Annotated in this window: 18 protein-coding genes; 4 read left to right on the forward strand and 14 right to left on the reverse strand. The window is 72.7% G+C overall.

Annotation, left to right across the window (positions count from 1 at the left end; genetic code table 11):
* Positions 1–34: 34 nt before the first annotated feature.
* From MB828_RS12160 to MB828_RS12175, 4 genes are all read right to left on the reverse strand, one after another.
* Positions 35–790, reverse strand: a complete 756-nt coding sequence (locus tag MB828_RS12160) for an AIM24 family protein (protein WP_133025390.1) — start codon at positions 788–790, stop codon at positions 35–37.
* Positions 791–807: 17 nt separating this feature from the next.
* Positions 808–1,488, reverse strand: coding sequence for an AIM24 family protein (locus MB828_RS12165; protein ID WP_133025391.1), 681 nt, complete (start codon positions 1,486–1,488; stop codon positions 808–810).
* A gap of 11 nt (positions 1,489–1,499) precedes the next feature.
* The gene (locus tag MB828_RS12170) at positions 1,500–3,140 is read right to left on the reverse strand and encodes a TerD family protein (protein WP_301648160.1); all 1,641 of its coding nucleotides are present in this window, start codon (positions 3,138–3,140) and stop codon (positions 1,500–1,502) included.
* 137 nt (positions 3,141–3,277) lie between these two features.
* Entirely contained in the window at positions 3,278–3,874 is a 597-nt protein-coding gene (locus MB828_RS12175) for a M48 metallopeptidase family protein (protein WP_133025393.1), read from the reverse strand.
* Between the two features lie 226 nt (positions 3,875–4,100).
* On the opposite strand from MB828_RS12175, the gene MB828_RS12180 reads away from it, so the two are divergent.
* Positions 4,101–5,366 carry a TOMM precursor leader peptide-binding protein gene (locus MB828_RS12180; RefSeq protein ID WP_301648161.1) on the forward strand — a complete coding sequence of 422 codons (1,266 nt, stop codon included), beginning with the start codon at positions 4,101–4,103 and terminating at the stop codon, positions 5,364–5,366.
* A complete protein-coding gene (locus MB828_RS12185; RefSeq protein WP_301648162.1) occupies positions 5,359–6,744 on the forward strand; it encodes an ABC1 kinase family protein in 1,386 nt (461 codons plus the stop codon). The genes MB828_RS12180 and MB828_RS12185 overlap by 8 nt, the downstream gene beginning before the upstream one ends.
* Before the next feature lie 30 nt (positions 6,745–6,774).
* Here MB828_RS12185 and MB828_RS12190 read toward each other — a convergent pair whose 3' ends face one another.
* The 5 genes from MB828_RS12190 to MB828_RS12210 form a co-directional block, all read right to left on the reverse strand.
* The gene (locus tag MB828_RS12190; protein WP_133025396.1) at positions 6,775–6,987 is read right to left on the reverse strand and encodes a hypothetical protein; all 213 of its coding nucleotides are present in this window, start codon (positions 6,985–6,987) and stop codon (positions 6,775–6,777) included.
* Between the two features lie 137 nt (positions 6,988–7,124).
* Entirely contained in the window at positions 7,125–7,451 is a 327-nt protein-coding gene (locus MB828_RS12195; protein WP_046730471.1) for a hypothetical protein, read from the reverse strand.
* A complete protein-coding gene (locus MB828_RS12200; protein WP_010984500.1) occupies positions 7,448–7,816 on the reverse strand; it encodes a WhiB family transcriptional regulator in 369 nt (122 codons plus the stop codon). Before MB828_RS12200 ends, MB828_RS12195 begins: the two co-directional genes overlap by 4 nt.
* A 171-nt stretch (positions 7,817–7,987) precedes the next feature.
* Positions 7,988–8,272, reverse strand: coding sequence for a hypothetical protein (locus tag MB828_RS12205; protein WP_430381367.1), 285 nt, complete (start codon positions 8,270–8,272; stop codon positions 7,988–7,990).
* Positions 8,273–8,472: 200 nt separating this feature from the next.
* Complete coding sequence (locus MB828_RS12210) at positions 8,473–10,668, reverse strand: ATP-dependent DNA helicase UvrD2 (RefSeq protein ID WP_301648164.1); 2,196 nt, start codon at positions 10,666–10,668, stop codon at positions 8,473–8,475.
* Positions 10,669–10,865: 197 nt separating this feature from the next.
* On the opposite strand from MB828_RS12210, the gene MB828_RS12215 reads away from it, so the two are divergent.
* A complete protein-coding gene (locus MB828_RS12215) occupies positions 10,866–11,108 on the forward strand; it encodes a mycoredoxin (RefSeq protein ID WP_046730473.1) in 243 nt (80 codons plus the stop codon).
* Positions 11,109–11,249: 141 nt separating this feature from the next.
* Here the strand turns inward: MB828_RS12215 and nudC are convergent, their stop codons facing one another.
* The 5 genes from nudC to MB828_RS12240 all read right to left on the reverse strand — a co-directional run bounded on the left by nudC (position 11,250) and on the right by MB828_RS12240 (position 21,239).
* Positions 11,250–12,194, reverse strand: a complete 945-nt coding sequence (nudC, locus tag MB828_RS12220) for an NAD(+) diphosphatase (protein WP_133025399.1) — start codon at positions 12,192–12,194, stop codon at positions 11,250–11,252.
* A 150-nt stretch (positions 12,195–12,344) separates the two neighbouring features.
* Positions 12,345–13,748 carry a dipeptidase gene (locus tag MB828_RS12225; RefSeq protein WP_301648165.1) on the reverse strand — a complete coding sequence of 468 codons (1,404 nt, stop codon included), beginning with the start codon at positions 13,746–13,748 and terminating at the stop codon, positions 12,345–12,347.
* Positions 13,749–13,758: 10 nt separating this feature from the next.
* Positions 13,759–17,241 (reverse strand): UvrD-helicase domain-containing protein, encoded by a 3,483-nt coding sequence (locus tag MB828_RS12230; RefSeq protein ID WP_301648166.1) that lies wholly within the window; start codon positions 17,239–17,241, stop codon positions 13,759–13,761.
* 45 nt (positions 17,242–17,286) lie between these two features.
* The gene (locus MB828_RS12235; RefSeq protein ID WP_301648167.1) at positions 17,287–20,577 is read right to left on the reverse strand and encodes an ATP-dependent helicase; all 3,291 of its coding nucleotides are present in this window, start codon (positions 20,575–20,577) and stop codon (positions 17,287–17,289) included.
* Between the two features lie 275 nt (positions 20,578–20,852).
* Positions 20,853–21,239 carry an MGMT family protein gene (locus MB828_RS12240; RefSeq protein WP_133025403.1) on the reverse strand — a complete coding sequence of 129 codons (387 nt, stop codon included), beginning with the start codon at positions 21,237–21,239 and terminating at the stop codon, positions 20,853–20,855.
* A gap of 161 nt (positions 21,240–21,400) precedes the next feature.
* Between MB828_RS12240 and MB828_RS12245 the strand changes: the two genes are divergently transcribed.
* Positions 21,401–24,139: a lysylphosphatidylglycerol synthase domain-containing protein gene (locus MB828_RS12245; protein WP_301648168.1), complete on the forward strand. Its 2,739-nt coding sequence runs from the start codon at positions 21,401–21,403 to the stop codon at positions 24,137–24,139.
* Positions 24,140–24,194: the final 55 nt, after the last annotated feature.

Consider the following 24,194-nt stretch of genomic DNA (forward strand, 5'->3'; position numbering starts at 1 on the left):
CCCGCCCGGGCGGGCGCCCCTTACCCGTGGGCTCTCAGCTCCAGACGTTGCCCTGGTTGGCCCCGCGCGCTCCCTGCTGGCCCATGCCGAACTGGGCGGCGATGCCCTGACCGATCTGGGCGTGCTGCGGAGGCAGCAGTTCACTCGGCTGGACCAACGCGAAGCCAGTTCCCATGAAGCTCAGCTCCCAGCCCTCACCGGTGCTGCCGCGGCGCCGCCAGACACCCGAGGAGTGGGTCTGGGCCTGCATCTGGACCCGCAGCCCGGTGGACCAGGCCACGATCGCGTCGGCGTCACAGTTGACGTACCGGTCGGGCGTGACCTGCATCAGCAGCGGCGCACCCGAGGTCATCAGGGCGACCTTGCCGCGCCCGGTGATGTTGAGCTGGTACTTCCCGGACCCGGAGATGCCGTAGAGGCTGTCGACGGCGACGACCTCGTAGTGCAGCGAGGAGTCCATGGCGAGGACGTAGCCGCTGTCCACGGTCAGGCCGTCCTGCTCGACGTCGAGGACGTGGACGTGCTGGGCGAGGTTGGCGAAGTAGACCGTGCCCTGCCCGTGGCAGCGCATCAGGTCCAGGCCCTCGCCGGTGTACGCACGCGCGCGTGACTGCTGGTTGTTCGTGTACTCGGCGTCGAACTCGACGAGCCCCTGGTAGGCGACCATGGTGCCCTTGCGGGCGAGGACGTCGTCGTGGCCCTCCAGGACGACCCGCAGCATCTGCTTGTTCTGCAGGCTGTAGCGGTCCCGGGCCTGGGAGTCGTTGAAGGCGAAAAGCGGGCTCTGCATGGTTTCCTGACTCCCCCTCAGCCCCGGAACCGGAGGCGGTCGGTGCTGTCCTCGCTGGGCTGGACGACGACGATGCCCTGGCCGGAGAAGGCCATCTGGTAGGCCTCGCCGCTGCCCCGGCCGATCAGGGACTGCGCCTTGAAGCTGCGCTTGCCCTTCACCTTGAGGTTCGGGGACCAGGCGACCAGCGCGTCCGGGTCGACGTACGTCTCGTCGTCGCCGCCACCGCAGTCGACCACGATGGGCTTGCCCCGGGAGGTCAGCGCGACCCAGCCCTGCCCGGAGATCCTGGTGTTCCACAGGCCCTGGCCGGCGAACTTCGCCAGTCCCTTGACCCGCTCCACGCCCCACGTCAGGTGGGCGTCGAAGGCGAGCAGGTTGGTGGCGTTGACGGAGATGCCGTCGCCGTTGAGGTTGATGACGACGACGTTCGCGCCGTAGTCGGCGAGGTAGAGCAGGCCGTCGCCGGAGCACTTCATCAGCGGTGCGCCCTCGCCGGTCACCCAGTCCCGGGCGATCTGGCGCACGGCCGGCGGGTTGGGCTCGTACTGGACGAAGCCCTCGTAGGCGACCATGGACCCCACGCGCGCGAGGAGGTCGTTCCCGGTCTGCATGGCGACCTTGAGCATGTGGTCGCCGTGGTTCTCCATGCGGGCGGTGACGGGTGCGGGGGCGTAGCCCGCGAGCGGCTGGTTCATGACGGGCTCCCTCAGACCTCGTACGGCTGGACGACGATGAAGTTGCCGGGTGCACCCCGGAACTGCAGGTTGACGCTCTCGCCGGTGTCTCCCGGATAGGCGTTGCGGCGCATCCGGACCTGGCTGGAGACGATCACCTGGGAGGCCGCCGACCAGGCGACGATCGCGTTGCAGTCGGCGAAGGTCGTCGGGGTCACGGGCAGCACGACGGGCGTGCCGTGTGTCTTCACGACGATCGTGCCGGTGCCCTGGAACTGCATCGTGAACAGCGCACCGCCGGGGATGCCGTGCCCCTCGATGCGGCGGACCTCGTACTGGAGGCTCTCGTCGAAGGCGAGGACACTCTCGGCGGAGACGCAGATCGCGTCGCCCTGGAGCTCGATCGGGTGCAGATGCGCGGAGTTCTCGGCGAAGAACACCTGGCCGTTGCCGGTGCAGCGCATCAGCTGCATCTCCTGGCCGGTGGCGTTGCCCACGATCCGGCCGGCGAATCCGGCGCCCTTGTAGCTGAAGTCGACCTTGCCCTGGTACAGGACCATGCTGCCCTGCCGGGCCAGCACCGGCTGACCGCCCGTGCCCAGGTCGACGCGGATGAGCTTGCTGTTCTGCGGGGTCCAGCGCTGCCCGGTGGGCGTCTCCTTGAACTTCTGGAGGGCGGCGCCCACTCCGGCACCGCCCTGGGGAGCGCCTTGCGGTACCCCGTAGGCCTGCTGGCCTGGCACCTGCCCGAACGGCGGCTGCTGGCCGTAGCCAGGGGGCGGCGTAGGAGCCTGGGGGTAGCCGGGCGGCGGACCGGGGGCCTGCGGAGGCGCCGGGGGCTGGCCGTAGCCGGGCGGCACGGGCGCGCCAGGGACAGGCGGCTGACCGTAGGGCGCCGGAGAGGGGGGCGGCACGGTGCCGGGCGGGGTCATCGGGGCGATGAGGGTGGGTGCCGCGTGCACGTTCGGGTTGGGTGCGGGAGCCGGGGGCGGGGTGAAGCCCTGGGGCGCGGGAGCGGGCGCCGGCGGCGCGGGCGCCGGGGCGGGCGCCGGGGGCGCGGGCGGGGTCGCGAACGCGGGCGGCGCGAAGCCGGGTGCGGCTCCGGTCCCCGGCTGCTGCGGCGCCGGGGCGGCAGGCGCCTCCTCCTCCAGCACCTCGCCGCCGAAGTTCTTCAGCAGCGCCTCAAGACCGCCGTCGAACCCCTGGCCGACAGCGGCGAAGCGCCACACGTCCTTGAGGTAGAAGTCGCCGAGCATCACGGCGCGTTCGGTGGAGAACTCCGAGCCGGTGAAGGAGTACCGGGCCACCTCCTCACCGCCCGCGACGATACGGATGTAACCGGGCGCGACCTGCGACATCTGCCCGGCGCCGTCGATGGTCGCCGTGAACGCCAGCTTCTGGATCTGCTGCGGGACCCTGTCCAGCGTGATCCGGAAGGACTCCGTGTCGCCCGCCTGGGCGCCGAGCAGCTGGATGGACTCCTCGGGGGACTTCGGCTGGTTGAAGAAGACGAAGTAGCGGTCGTCCGAGAGCCGTTCGTCGGCGTCGAGACCGAAGCAGCTGATGTCGAACGACAGACCGGGCCCGGAGATCTGCACCCCTACGTACAGATCCGTTCCGGCCGTGAGGTCACTGATCCTGGCCTTGTGGCCGCGTTGGAATTCCCTGGCCATGCGTTACGACCGTCCCCCATCCCGAATGTGAGTGCGTCGCGCCAGGCTAACGGCTAACTCGGACATCGGAGGAAGTCGGTACAGACCCGGTACACAACCGCACTCGGCGGCCACGGAGGAAACGCCGCCGGGGCGCGTCACTCGTCGCGCACACCGGGCACCGGGGGCAGCCGGTCGGCGGCGACCACCCCTTCGAGGTACCCACGGGCCCGCTCGGTCCGGGGGTACGCCTCGAGAAGCTGCCAGAAGCCGGGGCCGTGCCCGGGTACGAGCAGATGCGCCAGCTCGTGGCAGAGCACGTAGTCGACGACGTACTCGGGCATGCCCTGAAGCCGGTGGGAGAGACGGATGCTGCCCTCGGCCGGGGTGCAGGAACCCCAGCGGGTGTTCTGGTTGGTGACCCAGCGCACCGTGGCGGGGCGGGCCCGGCCGCCGAAGTACTGGGCCGACAGCCGCTGGGCGCGCTCGGCGAGTTCGGCGTCGCCCAGCACTCGCCTGCTCTCCTGGGCGGCGAGTTTGTTGAGCATGACGGTCACCCAGCGTTTCTCCTCCGCCTCGGACATCCGGGCGGGGATCAGCACGACGGTGCGATCGCCCTCGCGGTATGCGGAAACGGTCCGGCGGCGCCGGGCGCTCCTGCGAACCTCGATCGCGCTCGCCCCCGAGCCGCCGGGCGGCTGGCTCGTCGTACTGCGCTGTGGCTTTCCGGCGCGGTGCAGTGGGTCGGCGGGCACGCCCCGACGTTACCCGCTGCGCACGGGGGAAGTCCCGGGTCCGGGACGGTTCGGTTTCGATCCCCCACCATGCGTTGGATTTGTACGACGAATACTCGGTGCCTGTGGACAACTTTCGGCACCCGCCGGGCGGTCCGGGCATGCTGGCATTCGTCGGCGGAGCGTGACCAGCACCACCGGCAGACGTGGACGTTCCATGACCTTTCGACAGCTACGGGGGCCTGTCATGCATCCGTTGGTGAAGCCCGCGCTCCGGCGCGGCTGGCGCGATCTCAACACCGTCCAGTTCGGGATGACTCCGGCGCACGCGATGACCCTCGGGCCGATGGACACGGCGACCGGGAGCTTCCTCGACCTGCTCGACGGCGCCCGGGGACTGGCGCTGCTGCGCGCGGAAGGGCATCGCATGGACCTGCCGGACGGCCATGTCGACGCGCTGGTGGAGCGGCTGTCCCGGGCCGGGCTCGTGGACGACGCGCGTGGTGGCGGGCCCGCCGCTCAGGAACTGCGGGAGAAGAAGGAGGTGCTGGCCCGGCTGGGCCCGGATCTCGCGTCGCTGTCCCTGATCACTCAGGAGCCGGGGGGCGCGATCGGGCGGCTGGCGGCCCGGCGGGCTCTTCGGGTGGAGGTGCGGGGCGCGGGCCGGGTGGGTGTCACGCTGGCCGCGCTGCTGTCGGGCGCGGGCGTCGGCGAGGTCGACGTGCGGGACGTGGGCCGCGTCCAGCCGTGGGACGTGGCGCCGGGCGGGCTGCCCGCGGAGTCGGTCGGCGAACGGCGCGCCGAGGCCGCGCGCGCAGTGGTACGCCAGGCGGCCCCGGACCGCCCGCCGCGCCGGCCCGGTCCGGACGTGGCGGAACCCGGGCTGGCGCTGGTCGTCGTCGCCCCGCGCGACGACGTTTTGGTGCACGCCCCGGACGCACGCGCCGCCGAGCCGCTCATGGCCTCCGGGACACCTCACCTCTACACGGGTGTCGTGGAGGGGACGGGCGTCGTCGGCCCGCTCGTGCTGCCCGGCGGGACAGGCTGCGCCCGCTGTCTGCACGAACACCGCACGGACCGGGATCCGGCCTGGCCACGGCTGGTCGCCCAGTGGCGGTCCGGGCAGGCCCGGCGAGTGGGGGCCTGCGATCTGACACTGGCGGCGGCCGTGGCCGGCCTGGCCGCGGCGCATGCCCTGGCCTTCCTCGACGGCGAGTCGCCGTCCGGTACGGGCGTCCGCTGGGAGGCGTCCGTGCCGGCTCTGCACTGGCATGCGCGACCGGTCCCGCCGCACCCCGCGTGCCCCTGCGGAGCGCCGGAGAAAACGGAGGCGACAGCCGGGCGGAAAGCCGTGGAGGAGGCCGGGCGGAACACCGGGGAGAAAGCTGAGGGGGAACAGGCCTCAACCAACCGGACTCCGCACGGGACAATGGTGGTGCAACGGCCGTCGGCGAAGCGGCGAAAAGCGGCAGACGCGGCGCGGCCGACTGGGACTTGGAGGGCGCATGTCTGATCTTCCCCGGAAGGCGGTCACCCGGACCGCCAAGCTCGCCGCGCTCCCGCTCGGCTTCGCCGGCCGCGCGACCTGGGGTCTGGGCAAGCGCATCGTGGGCGAGTCCGCGGAGATCGTCGGCCGCGAGCTGCAGCAGCGCACGGCGGAGCAACTCTTCAAAGTGCTCGGAGAGTTGAAGGGCGGAGCGATGAAGTTCGGGCAGGCCCTGTCCGTCTTCGAGTCCGCCCTGCCGGAGGAGGTAGCGGGCCCCTACCGGGCGGCTCTCACCAAACTCCAGGACGCCGCGCCCCCGATGCCGACCCGCACCGTGCACTCGGTGCTCGCCGAGCGGCTCGGAGAGGACTGGCGGGAGCTGTTCGTGGAGTTCGAGGAGAAGCCCGCGGCGGCCGCCTCGATCGGCCAGGTGCACCGGGCGATCTGGCACGACGGCCGCGCGGTGGCGGTGAAGGTGCAGTACCCGGGAGCGGGCGAGGCCCTGCTCTCGGACCTCGGGCAGCTGAGCCGTTTCGCCCGTCTGCTGGGTCCGCTGATCCCGGGTATGGACATCAAGCCGCTGATCGCGGAGCTGCGCGACCGGGTCTCCGAGGAGCTGGACTACTCCCTGGAGGCGCAGGCCCAGGCGGCCCACGCGGAGGAGTTCGAAGGCGACCCCGATGTGCTGGTGCCGGCAGTGGTGCACCAGTGTGACCAGGTACTGGTCACGGAGTGGATCGACGGGATACCGCTCTCCGAGATCATCTCGGCGGGTACCCAGGAGCAGCGGGACCGGGCCGGTCAGCTGCTGGCCCGCTTCCTGTTCTCGGGCCCGGCCCGCACCGGCCTGCTGCACGCGGACCCGCACCCGGGCAACTTCCGTCTGCTGCCCGGCGGGCCGGAGGACGAGGAGGAGTGGCGCCTCGGCGTGCTGGACTTCGGCACGGTCGACCGCCTCGCCGGGGGCCTGCCCAGTCCGATCGGCGACTCCCTGCGGATGACCCTGGACGGTGACGCGGAGGCGGTCTACGAGCTGTTGCGCGCCGAGGGGTTCGTGAAGGAGTCCATAGAGCTGGACCCCGATGCCGTCCTGGACTATCTGGTGCCGATCATCGAACCGGCCCAGGTCGACGAGTTCACCTTCACCCGCAACTGGATGCGCAGTCAGGCGGCCCGTATCGCCGACCCCCGCAACCCCGCATACCAGCTCGGCAAACAGCTCAATCTGCCGCCCGCCTACCTGCTGATACACCGGGTGACGCTCAGCACCATCGGCGTGCTGTGCCAGCTGGGCGCGACGGTCCGGCTGCGGGAGGAACTGGAGGCGTGGCTGCCGGGGTTCGTGCCGGAGGACGCCGCGGAGTTCGAGGAGGCCGAGGCGACGGAGGCGGTCGGCGAGGCATAGGGGGCGTGTCCGGCGCAGGGGACCCGGTGTTCACCACCAGGACGAGTCGAGCCTGCCCTCGATCGCCCTGAGGTTGTCCCTGGAGCAGGTGTCGCAGAAGTACCGGCGGATGCCGTGTTCCACGGAACAGGTCCAGGTGGTGGGCGGGGGACCGTCGGCCGGGACGCCGCAGCGGGCGCACGCCAGAGGGTGGGGCTCCGGGCCGGAGCCGCCGTGATCACTGCCTCCGGGAAGACTCGTCACCTGGTGACGATAACTCCGCGGTGCGCCGATCCCGGGCACAACGCACCGCGGGGGCCGGTCCGTTCGGCCGGACCGGCCCCCGCGGGGAGAGCTTTCGCCTCCCTCGGTCGGGAGGCCACCGCTTCAGGTGTTCGGGACTACTGCATCACGGCCATGGCGAGCGCGCGGCGGGCGCGCAGCGAGGCGCGCTCGGCCCTGCGCTGCATGCGGCGAGCGGCCGCCAGGCGCACGGCCAGGCGTTCCCGCTCGGCCTCGTGCAGTCGCTCGTGCATATGCGCACGGGCCAGGGCTTCTGGAATGAGTTGCATCTCTCGGGTCCTGTTCTGACGCGAACCGGTGGTGGCACCGGCAGTGGTGAAGTCTGGGGTCGCGGAGCCTGCGGGCTCGCTGGTGGACGGCTTCATCGGGGCCTGCTTCTTGGGGTCGTGCGTGAGGGGGCGGTCGATCGTTCCGTGGATGTTCATGCCGTGACCGGGTTCTTGCGCGGACGGCCACGAGGCCGCTTGCGGGCCACGACGACACCCTGGACGAACAGCTCGCCACCCCAGACGCCCCAGGGCTCACGCCGCTCCTTGGCGCCGGCGAGGCAGGCCTCGATCAGCGGGCAGGTGCGGCAGAGGGACTTGGCGTACTCGACGTCGGCCGGCGACTCGGCGAAGAAGACCTCCGGGTCGTAGGAGCGGCAGGGGACGGGTACGCCGAGGTTCTCGATGGCGTCGTCGAGCGCGGTGAGCGCGGTGAGCGGGATCAAGGTGGAGTCCTCCGTGAGGCCGGGCGGGGGGATCGTTTCGGAAGGCGGTACGGACGGGGCGTGCGCTTCGAGTTGCACGGTTGTTCTTCCTCGTCTGGTCGTTCCGGTCGGGTGGACCGGTTGGCGGCTGGTACCGGGTTCTGCTCTTGCCCCGAGGCCCCTTCGCTCCGCTCTCCCCGTTCGGGGAAAACAGAAGGGCCGCGGATCCCGGATGGGGTTCCGCGGCCCTGAAGGCGCCGGCCTGATCGATCAGGCTGGATCACTCCAGGGTTCTGGCCCACGGAAGGCCCACATCAGGTCGTGCTGCTTCGTCTGCTTCCGGCTTCCGGCACCGGCTGCCGTAAAGGCATAGGCATTGGCCCCTGCCACTACTGCTTCCAGTGCCTCGGTCGGTCGCTCGTCGCGCTCACGGACGGGAAGACCCGCGAGAGAGACAACGGTGGACGCCGGACGCACGGCAGAAATGCCGGACAGACCGGTGCCCAGGTTGGAGACGCCGAGCATGCACAGGGAGACGGCCGAGAGATCGGTCATTTTGGCCGCGCTGATGTTGGTCTCGATGCTGATCACTGGACTCGCCTCCTCTCGGCGTCTGGGGGGACTGGGGTGAACCAGTCCGCTCGGATATGCAAGTACAACACGGAACCGGGCCTTCGAGAAGGCCGCCGCTTCCGTGCCTAGAACCTATGGGGATTGCTGGCGCATGCGCAAACTATTTTTTCGACGAGTTCGCATCAGTCGTCGGCGTCCCCTCCCCCGGGCTGCCGACCTGCGCAGATGGCCAGAACATCGGCGCCGTAGCGGTTGAGCTTGCGCATGCCGACGCCGGGGATGCGAGCCAGTTCGCGATCGTCGTCCGGGGCCGTCTCCGCGATGGCCATCAGCGTCCGGTCGGTGAAGACACAGAAGGCGGGCTGACCACTGAGCCGGGCCTGGTCGGCACGCCAGTCGCGCAGCCGTTCGTAGAGGCCTTCGTCCATGTCGGAGGGGCAGCCGTCGCAGCGCATCAGTTTCATCTCGCCCGCGTCGGTGAGCGTACGCCCGCAGACCCGGCAGCGGGCCGGGGTGCGCTGGGTGCGCCGGGGTGCTGCCGACGGGCCGCCGCCGAAGCCGCGTTCGACGCCCCCGCCGCCGGTGCCCGTGGCGCGGCCCACGGTGCCGGTGGAGCCGGGGCGCAGACCGTCCAGGAAGTGGCTGGGCCGGCGGTTGGGGCGGCCGCCGGGGCTGCGGGAGAGCGACCAGGAGACATGGAGCCGTTCCCTGGCGCGGGTCACACCGACGTACAGGAGACGGCGTTCCTCCTCGATCTGTTCGTCGGTCTTCGCATAGGTGATCGGCATCATGCCCTCGGCGACACCGACCAGGAAGACGACGTCCCACTCCAGGCCCTTCGCCGAGTGCAGGGAGGCGAGGGTGACGCCCTGGACGGTCGGGGCGTGCTGGGCGCCCGCGCGCTCGTCGAGTTCGGTGACGAAGTCGGCGAGGGTGGCGGCGGGCCGGGCGGCGACGACGTCGTGGGCGAGGTTGACCAGGGCGGCCAGTGACTCCCAGCGTTCCCGGACCGCGCCGGAACCGGCCGGCGGCTCGCTGGTCCAGCCCTCGCCGGAGAGGACCGCGCGTACCTGGGAGGGCAGGTCGACGGTGTCGTCGAGCAGCGCGTCGTTGCCGCCGAAGCGGGCCGCGGCGCGCAGCGCGACACCCGCTCTGCGCACCTCGGGACGGTCGAAGAACCGTTCGGCGCCACGCAGCTGGTAGGACACCCCGGCGTCGGCGAGGGCCTGCTCGTAGGTCTCGGACTGGGAGTTGGTGCGGAACAGCACGGCGATCTCGGCGGCCGGGACGCCGGCGGCCATGAGCTCCCGGATGCGGCGGGCGGCGCCCTCGGCCTCGGCCGGTTCGTCGGCGTACTCGGTGTAGACGGGCTCGGGTCCCGCTGGGCGCTGGGAGACGAGCTCCAGACGGTGGTCGGCCGCCCGGCCGTTGGCCTGGGCCAGCAGGCCGTTGGCGAGGTGGACGACCTGGGGGGTGGAGCGGTAGTCCCGGACCAGCTTGACGACGGTGGCCCCGGGGTGGCGGGTGCGGAAGTCGAGCAGATGGTCGGGGGTTGCTCCTGTGAACGAGTAGATGGTCTGGCTGGCGTCGCCGACGACGCACAGGCTGTCGCGCTCCCCCAGCCACAGTTCCAGCAGCCGCTGCTGGAGGGGGCTGACGTCCTGGTACTCGTCGACGACGAAGTGCTGGTACTGGGCGCGGACCTGGTCGGCGATGTCCTGCCGGTCCTGCAGGATGCCGACGGTCAGCAGCAGGACGTCCTCGAAGTCGATGACGACGCGGTCCCGCTTGAGGTCCTCGTAGACCGAGTAGAGCTGGGCGATCTCCGCCGGGTCCCGCGGGCTTTCGCGGCCGGCCTTCAGGGCGGCGAGCGCGTAGTCGGCGGGGACGGTCTGGGTGACCTTGGACCACTCGATCTCCGCGGTCACGTCGCGCAGCTCGCCCCGGTCGAGACGGATGCGGCAGGCGGCGGCCGCGTCGGCGACGAGCTGGATCTTGCGGTCGACGAGCCGGGGCAGGGAGCCACCGATCGCTTTCGGCCAGAAGAACTGGAGCTGGCGCAGCGCGGCCGAGTGGAAGGTGCGGGCCTGGACGCCCTGCGCGCCGAGCTGGCGCAGCCGGCCGCGCATCTCTCCGGCGGCGCGGTTGGTGAACGTGACGGCGAGCACGCTGGAGGGCTGGAGGATGCCGGCCCGCACCCCGTAGGCGATCCGGTGGGTGATCGCCCGGGTCTTGCCGGTTCCCGCTCCGGCCAGCACACACACCGGTCCGTGCAGGGCGGTCGCCACCGCGCGCTGCTCGGGGTCGAGCCCTTCGAGCACCGCGTCGGCCGAGTCCGGTACCGGTGGGAAGAGGGAGGAGTGCGTTGCTGCTGTCACATTGCCATGCTGCCAGGTCGCCCGAGACGACCGTGCCGGTTGTCCACAGGCGTCCCCTCGCGGTCGTACTAACGCGGCAGGCGCCGTACTAATGCGGCAGGCGCCGTGCGGGGCGGGGGCGGTGGGAATGGCGGACGGGTCGCGGACGTTCTTTCTCCGGACGACCTTCCCGAGCTGCCAGAAGGAGCGCGAGCGAGATGCAGGGCACTGTGACGATGTACAGCACCACGTGGTGCGGTTACTGCCGTCGGCTGAAGAGCCAGATGGACCGCGAGGGCATCGCGTACACCGAGATCAACATCGAGCAGGACCCGGAGTCGGCCGCGTTCGTGGAGAAGGCGAATGGCGGAAACCAGACGGTGCCGACCGTGCTCTTCGGAGACGGCTCGACGCTGACGAACCCCTCCCTGGCCCAGGTCAAGCAGAAGATCGGCGCCTGAGTTCGCAGTCGTACGGCGGCCCCTGACACATGTCAGGGGCCGCTTTCGCGTGTTCAGACGGGCTTGTCCCACACCAGGCCGTAGCGCCAGAGCAGGGCCTTGTGGTTACAGGGAGTGTCGGCCTTCATCGCGCCCGTCGTCTCAGACGAAGCTCCTCGTCGGCAGTGGCTTGCCGTACCACATCTCGATCAGGCGGGCCGCGATGGAGATGCCGTACGGCGGCAGGACCTCGCCGGAGTCGAAGGCGGCGCCCAGTTCGTCGCGGGAGAACCAGCGGGCCTCGTGGATCTCGTCGCCGTCCACGTTGATCTCCGTGGAGGTCGCGCGGGCCATGAAGCCCAGCATCAGGCTGGACGGGAACGGCCAGGGCTGGCTGGCGACGTACTCGACCGGGCCGACGGTGACCCCGACCTCCTCGGACACCTCACGGCGCACCGCCTGCTCGATGGACTCGCCCGGCTCGACGAAACCGGCGAGCGTGGAGAAGCGGCCCTCGGGCCAGTGGACCTGGCGGCCGAGCAGGATGCGGTCGTCCTCGTCGGTGACGGCCATGATCACGGCGGGGTCGGTGCGCGGGTAGTGCTCGGCGCCGCAGGCGGGGCAGCGGCGGATGTGTCCGGCGGCGGCGATGGCGGTGCGTTCGCCGCAGCGGGAGCAGAAGCGGTGGGTGCGCTGCCAGTTCTCCAGGCCGACCGCGTGCACCATCAGGCCGGTGTCGCGCGGGGACAGCAGCAGCCCGGCCTCCCGCAGGCCGGCGGGGCGCGCGGACTGGTCGATGCGGCCGGGCAGCGCGTCCTTCTGGAGGGCGAAGTAGCTGACGCCGTCCTCGTCGGTGCCCAGGAAGTAGCGGTGCGCCTCGGTGAGGGGGGCCTCGAAGGAGGGGGTCATGACGAGTTCGGTGCGGCCCTCGGGCGTCTCGTCGATGAGGACCTGGCCGCCGGAGACCACGAAGCAGCGGGTGTCGGGGTGGCTCCACGCCGCCGCGAGCCAGGCCTCGTCGAGCCGGTGGTGGGCGGCGCGGTCGATGCCGCTCGGGGCGGTGAGCGAGATGGGTCGGTCGGCGGTGTGGTCGGTCCAGGTGGTCACGGGTGCTTCCAACTCCCCCAGTGCAGCGGATGTTTCAGCGGGTGGTTCAGTGGGACGAAGGGCGGGAGGAGACCGGGTCGGGCGGGGCCGGGCGGGGCGGCCCTTCCAGTGTGCCCCGCGCGCGGTGCCGCTCCGGACGGCGCCGGCGGCTCAGGGGGCACGGCGCCAGTTCTCGGCGAGGTCGTCCCAGAGGTAGGCGCTGGTCTCGACGCCCTTGAGGAGGAGGTCCAGCTCGACCTTCTCGTTCGGGGCGTGCCAGCCGTCGGAGGGGACGGAGATGCCCAGGAAGAGGACGGGTGCCCCGAGGACGTCCTGGAGGTCCGCCGCCGGTCCCGAGCCACCCGAACGGGTGAACCGGACAGGGCCTTCGAAGGCCCGCCCCATGGCACGGGCCAGCGACTGGAGCCCGGGGTGGTCGAGCGGGGTCAGGCACGGGCGGGTGGCCGGCAGGAACGTGATCTCGGCGCGGACGCCGGCGGGGATCCGGTCGGCGGCCCAGGCGCGGACGGCCTCGTTGACGCGCTCCGGTTCCTGTCCCGCGACCAGCCGGAACGACAGCTTCAGCTCCGCCGAGGACGGGACGATCGTCTTGCTGCCGGGGCCCTGGTAGCCGCCGCCGATGCCGTTGACCTCGGCGGTGGGACGGGCCCAGACGCGCTCCAGGGTGGTGTATCCGGCCTCGCCCGCGGTGGCGTGCGAGTGCGCTCCGCGCAGCCAGCTCTTCTCGTCGAAGGGCAGCTCGGCCCAGAGCCGCCGCTCGCGGTCGCCCGGCTCCACGACCCCGTCGTAGAAGCCGGGGATCGCCACCCGCCCGTGTTCGTCGTGCAGGGCGGCGACCAGGCGGGCCGCGGCGGTGGCCGGGTTGGGCACGGCACCGCCGAACTCGCCGGAGTGGATGTCCTGGTCCGGGCCGTGCAGGACGATCTGGCACTCGGTGAGCCCGCGCATGCCCGTGCACACCGTGGGGATGTCCTCGGACCACATCCCGGTGTCGGAGACGATCACGGCGTCGGCGGCGAGCCGCTCGGCGTGCTCCTCGACCAGCGCGCGGAAGTGCGGGGAGCCGGACTCCTCCTCGCCCTCGATCAGCAGCTTCAGGTTGACCGCGGGGGCGGTGCGGCCGGTGGCGGCGAGGTGGGCGCGGACGCCGAGTGTGTGGAAGAACACCTGGCCCTTGTCGTCGGCCGCGCCGCGCGCGTAGAGGCGGTTCTCCCGGACGACCGGCTCGAAGGGTTCGCTGTCCCAGCCGTCCTCGCGGGCGGCGGGCTGTACGTCGTGATGGCCGTAGACGAGGACCGTGAGGGCTTCGGGGTCGCCCGAGGGCCACTCCGCGAAGACGGCGGGGGCGCCCGGTGTCTCCCAGACCTCGGCGGTCGGGAAGCCGGTCCCGGTCAGTTTGGCGGCGAGCCAGTCGGCGCTGCGGCATACATCGGCGGCGTGGTCGGGCCGAGCCGACACGGAGGGGATGCGCAGCCATTCGGCGAGGTCGGCGAGGAAGGCGGCGCGGTGCTGCTCGATGTACGTACGGACGGCGCTGTCCGGGGTCTGGCTCATGGTCACGAGCCTATCGGCCCGGACGGACATCCTCGGCGGGCTGTTCGTCACACTCAGCTTGTCCGACGATCAGCTTTTCCAGGGCGGCGCGGTCCGGCAGCCCCTCCGGCCGTTCCACCTCGCCGGTGCGCACGTGCACGAACGCGACCGTGACCGCCTCGGGCGGCACGCCCTGCTGCTCCGCCCAGCCGATCCGGTAGATCGCCAGCTGGAGCGGGTCGGCGAGCCGGGTACGGCTGGTCTTCCAGTCCACGATCTCGTACGACACCCGGTCGCCGCTCACGGTCCGGTACACGGCGTCGATCCGGCCCCGTACGACCCGGCCCGCGAGGGCGAGCTGGAAGGGGGCCTCGACCCGGTAGGGCGTGCGGTGGGCGTACTCGGTGCGTTCGAAGGCCTCCTTGAGGGCTTCGAGGTCGCGTTCGTCGGCGATCTCGGCGTCGCTGCCGGGCAGCTCGTCGGGCTCCAGCATGGGCAGCGTGAGTTCTTCGAAACGGGCCTCGACCCAGGCGTGGAACCGGGTGCCCCGGCGCGCGGCCGGCTGCGGGGGGCGTGGCATGGGGCGGGCGAGTTCCTGTGCGAGCCCGTCCGGGTCCTCCGCGAGACGCATCAGCTGGGTGGCGGAGAGCGCGGCCGGCAGCGGCACGTCGGTGACGCTGCGGCGGGCGCGCAGCAGCTCACCGGCGAGCGCGTCGAGGTCACGGTCCCAGGAGGCGACGGCGCGGGCCTCCTCGGGGGTGAGCGGGACGGCGGGGGCACGCTCGTCCGCCGGCGCGTGCGGGGGCGTGCGCTCGGCGTGCGCGACCTGGTGCGGGACCGTGGGGCGGTCGGTGCTCCAGGAGTCCCAGTCGGCGGCGTGGGCGTCCGCGAAGGCGTCCTCGTCGGGGTCGGGTTCCTCGTCCTCCGGCGGCGGGGGCCAGTCCGGGTCCTCGACGCCGGCCGGGTCGTGGGCGGCGGGAGCACCACCCGAGCCGGCCTCGGCCGGAACGGCGTCCAGGTGGGCGAGCACGGTCTCGGCGGCCGCGCGCCGGCGGGCCAGCGCGCCCTCGTCCAGGGGCAGCGGCCAGGCCTGGTCGGCGCTCGCCGTGTGCAGTGCCGGGTTCTCCTCGTCCTCACCCGGTTCGTCGGCCCAGGCCTCGATCTCGCCGTATCCGGCGGCGCAGTGCTCGTACAGGTCCCCGAGGAAGTCGGAGGGGCCGCGCGGCTTCTTCTGGCTGGGGCCCCACCAGTGGCCCGACCCGAGGAGCAGCGAGCGGGGGCGGGTGAAGGTGACGTAGCCGAGCCGGAGTTCCTCGGTGTGCTGGTGGTCCTTCATCGCCTCGTGGAAGGCCTTCATGCCCCGTGAGTCCCAGGCCTCGACGTCGGGCAGGGTGTCGGTGTCGCCGCGCAGGGCGTGCGGGAGCACCTTGGCCTGGGCGGTCCACTTCTCACGCCCCTGGCTGCTCGGGAAGGTGCCCTTCACCAGTCCGGGGACGGCCACGACGTCCCACTCCAGGCCCTTCGACTTGTGCGCGGTGAGCACCTTGACGGTGTTCTCACCGCCGGGCAGCGCGTTGTCCAGGCCCTTCTCGTACTGGGCGGCGGTACGCAGGAAACCCAGGAAGGCGAGCAGACTCGCCTCCTGGTCACCGGCCGCGAAGGAGGCGGCGACGTCCAGGAAGTTGGACAGGGTCTCGCGACGGCGGGCGGCGAGGGCGTGCGGGGACGCCGACAGCTCGACCTCGAGGCCGGTGACCGCGAGCACCCGGTGCAGAACGTCCATCAGCGGGTCGGACAGGGCCCGGCGCAGCTCGCGCAGTTCGGCGGCGAGCCGGGCGAAGCGCACGCGCGCGTCCGGCGAGAACGGCAGCCCGTCGTCCTCCGGCCCGGTCCGGTCCGTGCCGATCGGCAGCTCCAGGAAGGTGTCCAGGGCGTCCGCGAGCGATATCACCTCGGCGGGGTCGACGCCTTCGACGGCCTCGGCGAGCCGACGGTCCGGGTCGTCCGGGTCGCCCACGCGCGCGTGGGCGACCAGCAGCCGGGCACGGCGGCCGAGCAGGGCCAGGTCACGAGGGCCGATGCGCCAGCGCGGGCCGCTCAGCAGCCGGACCAGGGAGGCGTTGGCCCCGGGGTCCTGGAGCACTTCGCAGACGGCGACGAGGTCGGCCACCTCGGGCAGGTGCAGCAGCCCGGAGAGGCCGACCACCTCGACGGGGACGTCCCGGGCGACGAGTGCGCCCTGGATCTGTGCGAAGTCGGTCGCCGTGCGGCACAGGACCGCGATCTCGCCGGGCGCGGTGCCGGTGCGGACGAGATGGGCGACCGAGTCGGCGATCCAGTCCATCTCCTCGGCGTGGGTGCGCAGCAGGGCGCACCGGACCGTGCCGTCGCGTTCGGCGCCCGGGGCCGGGCGCAGGGCCGCCACGCCCGCGTGCATGGCACGCAGCGGCTCGGCGAGGCCGTTGGCGAGGTCGAGGAGACGGCCGCCGCTGCGGCGGTTCTCGCTGAGCGCCTGGCGGGTGGCGGGGCGGCCGTCGGCGCGCGCGAAGTGCTCGGGGAAGTCGTCCAGGTTGGCGACGGAGGCGCCACGCCAGCCGTAGATGGCCTGGCAGGGGTCGCCGACCGCGGTCACGGGGTGCCCGGTGCCGCCACCGAACAGGCCCGCCAGGAGGACACGCTGGGCGACCGAGGTGTCCTGGTACTCGTCGAGGAGGACGACCCGGAACTCGTCGCGGAGCAGCCGGCCCACCTCGGGGATCCGGGCGAGCGAGGCGGACAGCGCGATCTGGTCGCCGAAGTCGAGCAGGTCCCGCTCGCGCTTGGCGGCCCGGTACCGCAGGACGAGTCCGGCCAGGTCACGGCGTGCGGCCGCGGCCTCGGGGACCTTGCGCAGGTCGGCGTTGCCGAGCTTGACGCCCGCCAGGGTGCTGAGCAGTCCGGCGTCCCAGGTGCGCAGCTCCTCGGGTCGTACGAGGTGTTCGGAGAGTTCGGAGTCCAGCGCGAGCAGGTCGCTGACCAGGTCGGCGAAGGAGCGGGTCAGGGCCGGGTAGGGGCCGGGGGCCTCGCGCAGTACGCGGGCGGCGAGCTGGTAGCGGGTGGCGTCGGCGAGCAGCCTGGAGGTGGGCTCCAGGCCGATGCGCAGCCCGTGGTCGGTCAGCAGCCGGCCGGCGAAGGAGTGGTAGGTCGAGATGACCGGCTCGCCGGGCGGGTTGTCCGGGTCGATGACGTCGGGGTCCGTGACGCCGGCCCTGACGAGCGCCTTGCGGACGCGTTCGGCGAGCTCACCGGCCGCCTTGTTGGTGAAGGTCAGGCCGAGGACCTGTTCGGGGGCGACCTGGCCGGTGCCGACCAGCCAGACCACGCGGGCCGCCATCACCGTGGTCTTGCCCGAACCGGCTCCGGCCACGATCACCTGCGGGGCGGGCGGCGCGGTGATGCAGGCCGTCTGCTCCGGGGTGAACGGGATGCCGAGGAGCTCCTTGAGCTGCTCGGGGTCGGTGATGTGTGCGGGCATGAGGAAAGAGGCTAGCGGCGGGCACTGACAATCGAGACACAGCGCTCACTCCACCACGTGCCGCCCCTCGGGCCGGGCGCTGCACGACGCCCGGAAGGCGCAGTGCGTGCAGTGCTGGCCGGTGGTGGGCGTGAAGCGTTCGTCGAGTACCTTGCCGGCGGCCGTGGCCAGCAGTTCACCGACCCACTCCCCCTCCAGCGGCTCCTGCGCCTGCACCTTGGGCAGTGTCTCGCCGCCGTCGCGCTGGGCGGCGCCCTGTCGGAGGTGGACCAGTTCGGCGCCGCCGGGCTCGGGCCGTACTCCGTCGAAGGCCTCGTCGACGGCGCCCTCGCGGACCGCGAGCTGGTAGACGGCGAGCTGGGGGTGCCGGGCCACCTCGGCCGAACTGGGCGCCTGTTTGCCGGTCTTGAAGTCGACGACGTACGCGCGGCCCTCGGCGTCGGTCTCCACGCGGTCCATCTGCCCGCGGATGCGCACCTCGTAGTCGCCCGCGTCCAGGGTGACGTCGAAGTCCTGTTCGCTGGCGACCGGGGTCCGTCCGGTGCGGTCCAGGACGTGCCACTTCAGGAAGCGTTCGAGCGCCACGCGCGCGTTGTCCTTCTCCTGCGCCGACTTCCAGGGCGCGTCGAAGGCGAGCGCGTTCCACACCGACTCCAGGCGCTCCATGAGGACGGCGAGGTCGGCGGGGGTACGCCCGGAGGCGACCTCGTCGGCGAGGACGTGCACGACGTTGCCGAAGCCCTGGGCGGTGGTGGCGGGGGCGTCGGCCTTCACCTCGCGGCCCAGGAACCACTGCAGGCTACAGGTGTTGGCGAGCTGGTCGAGGGCGCTGCCGGAGAGCACCACCGGCTGGTCGCGGTCGCGCAGCGGCACCTTGCTCTCGGTCGGCTCGAACATGCCCCACCAGCGGTAGGGGTGGGCGGCGGGCACCAGGGGGCGGCCGTCCTCGTCGGCGAGTGCGGCCAGCCGGGCGAGGCGCTGCGCGGCCGCCTCGCGCAGGGCGTCGGAGGCGCGCGGGTCGACAGTCGTCGCGCGCAGCTCGGCGACCAGGGCGGCCACGGCGAGCGGCCGGCGGGGCCGGCCGGTGACGTCCTGGGGTTCGACGCCCAGCTCGGTGAGGAAGCGGGAGGGCTGGTCGCCGTCGTCCGCGGGGGCCTTCACCGCGGTGACGACGAGACGTTCCCGCGCGCGCGTGGCGGCGACGTAGAACAGGCGGCGCTCCTCGGCGAGCAGCGCGCCCGGGGTGAGCGGTTCGGCGAGTCCGTCGCGGCCGATGCGGTCGGCCTCCAGGAGCGAGCCGCGGCGGCGCAGGTCCGGCCAGACCCCCTCCTGGACGCCGGCCACGACGACCAGTCGCCACTCCAGCCCCTTGGCCCGGTGCGCGGTCATCAGGCGTACGGCGTCGGGCCGTACCGCACGGCCGGCCAGGGTGTCGGCGGCGATGTCCTCGGCCTCGATCTCGGCCAGGAAGTTCAGCGTGCCCCGGCCGCCGCTGCGCTCCTCCGCGCGGGCGGCGGTGGCGAACAGGGCGCACACGGCGTCCAGGTCACGGTCGGCGTTGCGGCCGGCCGCGCCGCCGCGCCGGGCGGCGCGCTCCAGGCGCGAGGGCCAGGGTGTGCCGTTCCACAGGTCCCACAGCGCCTCCTCGGCCGTACCGCCGTCGGCGAGGCGCTCCCGGGCCTTCCTGAGCAGCGCGCCGAGGCGCTGGGCCCCGCGCGCGTAGCCGGGGTCGTGGACGGCCAGGCGCTCGGGTTCGGCGAGCGCCCGCGCGAGCAGTTCGTCCGAGGGCGGCGGGAGCGCGTTCCCGGACGCGCGCTCCTCGTCGCGCAGGGCCCGGCCGAGGCGGCGCAGGTCGGCCGCGTCCATGCCGGCGAGGGGCGAGGTGAGCAGGGTGAGCGCGGTCTCGGTGGTCAGCCAGCTGGCACCGTCCGGCGCCTCGTGCGCCGCTGCCGCCTCGGCCACCGCGCGCAGTGCCGCCAGCAGGGGCGCCACCGCCGGTTCGTGGCGCAGCGGCACGTCGTCACCGTCGATGTCCAGGGGGACCCCCGCCGCGGTGAGGGCGCGGCGGACCGTCGGAAGTGTGGCGCCGCCGCGCACCAGGACGGCCATGTCGCTCCAGCGGACGCCGTCCTCCAGATGGGCGCGCCGCAGGACGTCGGCGATGTTGTCCAGTTCGGTGCCGGCGGTCGGATACGTGTAGACCTCGACGTGTCCGCCGTCCCGCGCGGGGACCGGTTCGCGGTGGGCACGCACCCGGTCGGCGGGCAGCCGGGTGAGCGGCATCCGCCGGGTCAGCAGCCGGGTCGCGGCCAGCAGGCCGGCACCCGCGCGGCGGGCGGTGCGCAGCACCTCGACGGGGGCGGGAGTGCCGTCCACGCGCGCGAAGACGTGCGGGAACTCCAGGATCCCGTTCACGTCCGCGCCGCGGAACGTGTAGATCGACTGGTCCGGGTCGCCGAACGCGACCAGGGTGCGCCCGGCCCCGGCCACGGCGCGCAGCAGGCGGACCTGGGCCGGGTCGGTGTCCTGGTACTCGTCGACGTAGACGGCGTCGTAGCGCCCGGCGAGGTCCAGGGCGACCTCGGGGCGGTGGGCGAGCAGCACCGCGCGGTGGACGAGTTCGGCGTAGTCGAGGACACCCTGGAGGTCGAGGACGTCCAGGTACTCGGCGAGGAAGGCGGCCGCGGCCCGCCAGTCGGGGCGGCCGATCCGGCGGGCGAAGGCGTCCAGGGCGGCCGGGTCCAGGCCGAGTTCCCGGCTGCGGGCGAGGACCGCGCGGACCTCGTCGGCGAAGCCCCGGGTGGTCAGGCAGGCGCGCAGTTCGTCCGGCCAGCGCACCGGGTCGAGCCCCAGCCGCTCCAGCTCTGCCTCGCCGGCCAGCAGCTCGCGGACGGTGACGTCCTGCTCGGGGCCGGACAGCAGCCGCAGCGGGTCCACGAACAGACCGCTGTCCTGGTGGGCGCGGACCAGGGCGTAGCAGTACGAGTGGAAGGTGGTCGCCCGGGGCGCGCGGGCCGCGCCCACCCGCAGGGCCATGCGGTCGCGCAGTTCGACGGCGGCCTTGCGGCTGAACGTCAGCACCAGGATCCGCTCGGGATCCGCACCGCGCGCGATCCGCGCGGCCACGGACTCCACCAGGGTGGTGGTCTTCCCGGTGCCGGGACCGGCGAGGACGAGCAGCGGACCGGCGGCGTGCTCAACCACGGCGCGCTGTGCGGCGTCCAGACGAGGGGGGCGCACAGCGGCCGGCGGGGTACGGACCAGTCGGTAAGCGCCACGGCTCCCCTGCCGCACCTGGGGGTGCGGCAGGCGCCTGGTGGAGGAAGAGGAGCTCACGTGGTTCGCCGGTCCTGGTGGGTGTGCTGGTCGGTCCGCGGTCGCGGGTGCGGGACGGTGGCCGCGGGGTGAGCGGGACACGCGCTGCCGACGCTACGCCGACGAACCGGACGGAAGCAGGGCTTCCGATTCTTCCCGCCCGGCCCGCCCGCCCCGGGCGGCACCCGCGGCACACGTTTCCCGCATCCCACGAACGTACGTCATGCCACGGACGTCCCCGGTGTCCCTCGTACGGGCCACCGACTCCCCCCGAGGGCCCCGGATGGCGGAAGCTGTCAGGTGTGAGCCCCCGCGTCCGCGCCGCCGTCCCACCGCGCCCGCTTCATGTCGAGCCGCGGCAGATGGCCCTCCGCGGCCCTGCTCGCCGTCTTCAGCGGAGTGCCCTCGGCGCGGTAGTGGTCCAGTGCGCGCAGTTCGTGTCCGGGCAGCAGCACCCCGTCGGAGCGCACCACCCGCCACCACGGGACGGCACCACCGTAGAGCGACATCACACGCCCCACCTGACGCGGTCCGCCCTCCTCCAGCCACTCCGCGACGTCCCCGTACGTCATCACGTGCCCGGACGGGATCCGCTCGGCGACCTCCAGGACCCGCTCGGCGTACTCCGGCAACTCGTCCGGGTACCCCTCCCGGGTGTCCGCGGGACGGCTCTGCTCGCTCATTCGTCACATCCTGCCGCACCCCACCGACAACCGGAGCGGTCCGCGGTTCGGCGCCACCTCGCCCTCTGGCGGCGCTTGGGGCAGACTGTGCGCCCCCGCATCTGCACCCTGATGCCCTCCGGTGTCGGTGGGGCATGCCACCATCGTGCGGGCGGTGACTGGTGATACGAGACAAAGAAGAGACGACCAAGCAGCAGGGCGTGCACCCCGACGGCGCGGCGGGCACCCCTGACGCCGGCGCGCGCCCGGACGCCGGAACCCCCGGCACGGCGCACCCCGAGCCGGCCGCCGACCCCGACGCCGCCGAGGCGGAGCGCGTGCCGGACGAGACACACGCCGACGAGGTGGAGGGCGACGAACCGCTCCTCCCCGCGCGCGTGCACCGTCCTTCCGACCTCATGCGGCTCATGGTCGGCGTGCTGGGCATCGTCGTGCTGCTCGGCATCGCCGCGTTCGCGCACGGCACCACCTCCGGGCTCGAACAGGACATCAACAAGGGCACCGGCCAGGCCCCGGACCTGCTGATCAGGTTCGCGGGACTGGCCTCCAGCATCGCGATCCTGCTGGTGCCGGTCGCGTTCGCGATCGAGCGGCTGATCAAGCGGGACGGGCTGCGCATCGCCGACGGCGTGCTCGCGGCGGTCCTCGCGCACGGCGTGACCCTCGCCACGGACCTGTGGGTGGCCAGGGCCGCGCCGGGCTCGATCCAGGAGGCGCTCACCCAGCCCTCCCCCGGTGACATCCACGCCCTCACCGACCCGGTGCACGGCTATCTCGCGCCCGTCATCGCCTATATGACGGCCGTCGGCATGTCCCGGCGGCCGAGATGGCGCTCGGTCCTGTGGATCGTGCTGCTGCTCGACGCGTTCTCCATGCTGGTCACCGGCTACACCACCCCGTTCTCGATCATCCTCACCGTGCTGATCGGCTGGACCGTCGCCTACGGCACGCTCTACACGGTCGGCTCGCCCAACGTCCGCCCCACCGGGCGGACCCTGCTGGCGGGCCTGCGGCACGTCGGCTTCCACCCGGTCGGCGCGGCCCGCGAGGAGGTCCTGGACTCCGAGAACGGCGACCGGGGCCGGCGCTACTTCGTCACCCTGGAGGACGGGCCGCCGCTGGACGTCACGGTCGTCGACCGGGAGCAGCAGGCCCAGGGGTTCTTCTACCGGGCCTGGCGCAACCTCACCCTGCGCGGCTTCGCCACCCGCTCCAGCCTCCAGTCACTGCGCCAGGCGCTGGAGCAGGAGGCACTGCTCGCGTACGCGGCGATCGCGGCCGGCGCCAACGCCCCGAAGCTGATCGCCACCTCCGAGCTGGGCCCCGACGCCGTGATGCTCGTCTACGAGCACACCGGCGGCCGCACCCTCGACTCGCTGGCCGACGAGGAGATCACCGACGACCTGCTGCGCAACACCTGGCACCAGGTGCAGGCCCTGCAGTCGCGCCGGATCGCGCACCGCAGGCTCGCGGGCGACGCCATCCTGGTGGACCGTTCCGGCACGGTGATCCTCACCGACCTGCGCGGCGGTGAGATCGCGGCCGGTGAGCTGCTGCTGCGCATGGACGTCGCCCAGCTCGTCACCACACTCGGCCTGCGGGTGGGCGCCGAACGGGCGGTGGCCTCGGCGGTCGGCGTCCTCGGGCCCGACGCCGTCGCCGACTGCCTGCCGATGCTCCAGCCGATCGCGCTCACCCGCTCCACGCGCGCGACGCTGCGAAGACTCGCCAGGGAACGCGCCCAGCGCGAGCGCGACGCGGTCCTGGAGGCGTCCCGGCAGGCCAAGCAGGCCCGCGCAGAGGAGGCCGAGAAGCCCGACAAGAAGACCGTGCGCGCCGAGCAGCGGGCCGAGAAGCGGGCCCTGGACGACGCGCTGGAGGAGGCCCGCGAGGAGGACCTGCTCACCCAGATCCGGCACCAGGTGCTGCGGATCAGGCCCCAGGCGCCGGTCGAGCCCGCCCGCCTCGAACGGGTGCGGCCCCGCACCCTGATCAGCTTCATGGCCGGTGCGATCGGCGCGTACTACCTGCTCACGCAGCTCACCCACATCGAGTTCAACACCCTGTTCGCACAGGCCCAGTGGGGCTGGGTGATCGCCGCGGTGGCCTTCTCCGCGCTCAGCTACGCCGCCGCCGCGATGGCCCTGCTCGGCTTCGTGCCCGAGCGGGTGCCGTTCGTGCGGACCGTGGCGGCGCAGGTCGCCGGCTCCTTCGTGAAGATCGTGGCGCCCGCCGCCGTCGGCGGTGTCGCCCTCAACACCCGCTTCCTGCAGCGCGCGGGGGTCCGCCCCGGAGGCGCGGTGGCGAGCGTCGGCGCCTCCCAGCTGTTCGGGCTCGGCTGTCACATCCTGATGCTGCTGTCCTTCGGCTACCTGACCGGCACCGAGAAGACACCGTCCCTGTCACCGTCCCGGACCGTCATCGCCGGCCTGCTGACGGTGGCCGTCCTGGTCCTCGTGGTGACCTCGGTGCCCTTCCTGCGGAAATTCGTCGTCACGCGCGTGCGATCGCTCTTCGCGGGTGTCGTGCCGCGCATGCTGGACGTGCTCCAGCGGCCACAGAAGCTCGTCACCGGCATCGGCGGCATGCTGCTGCTGACCGCCTGCTTCGTGATGTGCCTGGACGCCTCCATCCGCGCGTTCGGCGACCAGTCGACCTCGCTGAGCATCGCCAGCGTCGCCGTCGTCTTCCTCGCCGGGAACGCCCTCGGCTCCGCGGCGCCCACACCCGGCGGCGTCGGCGCGGTCGAGGCCACCCTGACCGTCGGCCTGATCGCCGTCGGGCTGCCCAAGGAGGTCGCGGCCCCCGCCGTCCTGCTGTACCGGCTGCTGACCCTGTGGCTGCCTGTCCTGCCGGGCTGGCTGGCCTTCAACCACCTCACCCGCAAGGGCGCCCTGTAGGGCCGTACCTCGTACGGCTCGCGCCCCGCGCGCGTGGTGGGGCGCGACCCCACGA

Origin of the sequence: Streptomyces arenae, assembly GCF_022343545.1 — a bacterium.
In the GTDB taxonomy this organism is placed as follows: domain Bacteria; phylum Actinomycetota; class Actinomycetes; order Streptomycetales; family Streptomycetaceae; genus Streptomyces; species Streptomyces humi.

Coding starts and splice junctions, on each gene's coding strand:
- MB828_RS12160 (WP_133025390.1), bottom strand. CDS start 790: ATGCAGAGCCCGCTTTTCGCCTTCAACGACTCCCAGGCCCGGGACCGC.
- MB828_RS12165 (WP_133025391.1), bottom strand. CDS start 1,488: ATGAACCAGCCGCTCGCGGGCTACGCCCCCGCACCCGTCACCGCCCGC.
- MB828_RS12170 (WP_301648160.1), bottom strand. CDS start 3,140: ATGGCCAGGGAATTCCAACGCGGCCACAAGGCCAGGATCAGTGACCTC.
- MB828_RS12180 (WP_301648161.1), top strand. CDS start 4,101: ATGCATCCGTTGGTGAAGCCCGCGCTCCGGCGCGGCTGGCGCGATCTC.
- MB828_RS12185 (WP_301648162.1), top strand. CDS start 5,359: ATGTCTGATCTTCCCCGGAAGGCGGTCACCCGGACCGCCAAGCTCGCC.
- MB828_RS12195 (WP_046730471.1), bottom strand. CDS start 7,451: ATGAACATCCACGGAACGATCGACCGCCCCCTCACGCACGACCCCAAG.
- MB828_RS12205 (WP_430381367.1), bottom strand. CDS start 8,272: ATGACCGATCTCTCGGCCGTCTCCCTGTGCATGCTCGGCGTCTCCAAC.
- MB828_RS12215 (WP_046730473.1), top strand. CDS start 10,866: ATGCAGGGCACTGTGACGATGTACAGCACCACGTGGTGCGGTTACTGC.
- MB828_RS12225 (WP_301648165.1), bottom strand. CDS start 13,748: ATGAGCCAGACCCCGGACAGCGCCGTCCGTACGTACATCGAGCAGCAC.
- MB828_RS12230 (WP_301648166.1), bottom strand. CDS start 17,241: ATGCCCGCACACATCACCGACCCCGAGCAGCTCAAGGAGCTCCTCGGC.
- MB828_RS12240 (WP_133025403.1), bottom strand. CDS start 21,239: ATGAGCGAGCAGAGCCGTCCCGCGGACACCCGGGAGGGGTACCCGGAC.